A 1,595-nucleotide genomic window follows, 5' to 3' on the forward strand; every position below is an offset into this window, starting at 1 on the left:
CGGGACGCGGCAGCCCCTGCTGCGCGGCGGCCAGCGCGGCCCGCAACGCGGCGGCATCCGCGGCCGTGTTGAAGCCAAAACCCGCGACGATCATGCCGGATACGCCCATTGCACCACCGGAAACTGCGCGCGCCACCCACGTCGCGTCCCGATCGCACCGCCTGCGCCACCTCGATCCGCATCAGGCTCCCCCCCCTGCGCTGCCTGCCACTGCGTCAGCAGCGCCTCCGATTCGAGCGTCACCGCATTCGCTACGATCCGCGCGCCCTGCTCGACCCGCGGCCACAGCGCGCGCAACAGCGCCTCGGACAGCCCCCCGCCGACGAACACCGCATCGGGACACGCCCGCTCGCCAAGACACTCGGGCGCCCGCCCCTCGACCACCACCAGCCGGTCGACGCCCAGCGTCGCGGCATTGGCGGCGATCCGCCCCGCGCGCACCGAATCCGCCTCGAACGCGGTAGCGCGGGTTGACGGGTGCGCGAGCAGCCAGGAAATCCCGATCGATCCCGATCCCGCGCCGATATCCCACAGGCTCTCGCCCGGTTTCGGTGCGAGTGCCGCCAGCGTCACCGCGCGGATCGGCGACTTGGTGATCTGCCCGTCATGCGCGAACCAGTCGTCGGACAGCCCCGCCTGCGGCATAACCGCGCTCGCGCCCTCGAAGACGATGCCGACCGCGACCGGATGCGCGATGTCGTCGAACGCGATCGTCGCGGCGGTCGTGTGGCGGATCCGCTCGCGCGGCCCGCCCAGCGCCTCGAGCACGTGCAGCGACGACGCGCCGAACCCCGCCGCATCCAGATACGCCGCCAGCCCGCCGACCGCCGCCCCGTCGCGGACGAGCACAATCGCACGCCGCCCCCGCGCGATATGCGGCCGCAACCGCCCGAACGGCGCGGCGTGCAGCCCCAGGCACGAACAGTCCTCGAGTCCCCAGCCGAGCCGCGCCGCTGCGAGAGCGAAGCTCGACGGTGCGGGATGCGCGATCCACTCGCCCGGGCTGAGATGCCGCGTCACCGACGTGCCCGCGCCGAACCAGAACGGATCCCCCGATGCCAGCATCACCACCCGCCTGCCGCGATGCCTGATCAGCCGCGCGATCCCGTCCTCGAACGGCACTGGCCAAGCCTCGACCGCCCCCCTAAGCTCGCCGGCAAGCGCCAGATGCCGGGTCGCACCCGTCACGATCTCGGCATCGGCCAGCGCCGCGCGCGCTGCAGCGGACAGCCCGGCGACGCCGTCCTCGCCGATCCCGACTACGTCAGCCACGGAGCCTCAGTCATTCCGACCATCCTGCTTCTCGGCGGCACCACCGAAGCCAGCGCGCTCGCCGCACGGCTCGCGGCGCGCGGCATTCCGACCGTGCTGAGCTATGCCGGCCGCGTCGCCAACCCGCGCGCGCAGCCGGTGCCCGTCCGCATCGGCGGCTTTGGCGGCGTCGGAGGCCTCGTTACCTATCTCAAAGAGCACCGTGTCACGCACCTGATCGACGCGACGCACCCCTTCGCCGCGCAGATGCACCGGCATGCGGTCGAGGCCGCGGCACAGGCGGGCGTCGCGCATGTCGCGCTCGCCCGCCCCGCCTGGACTCC

At 73.1% G+C, this 1,595-nt stretch carries 2 protein-coding genes; one reads left to right on the forward strand and one right to left on the reverse strand.

The features are described 5' to 3' along the window. Positions 1–90 precede the first annotated feature (90 nt). Entirely contained in the window at positions 91–1,272 is a 1,182-nt protein-coding gene (locus tag NI18_RS20620; RefSeq protein ID WP_037533075.1) for a bifunctional cobalt-precorrin-7 (C(5))-methyltransferase/cobalt-precorrin-6B (C(15))-methyltransferase, read from the reverse strand. 12 nt (positions 1,273–1,284) lie between these two features. Between NI18_RS20620 and NI18_RS20625 the strand changes: the two genes are divergently transcribed. Then, positions 1,285–1,595: precorrin-6A/cobalt-precorrin-6A reductase (locus NI18_RS20625; protein ID WP_037533078.1), on the forward strand; the 311-nt coding region annotated here is incomplete at its 3' end.

Source organism: Sphingomonas sp. Ant20, assembly GCF_000783375.1.
Lineage (GTDB): Bacteria > Pseudomonadota > Alphaproteobacteria > Sphingomonadales > Sphingomonadaceae > Sphingomonas > Sphingomonas aerolata.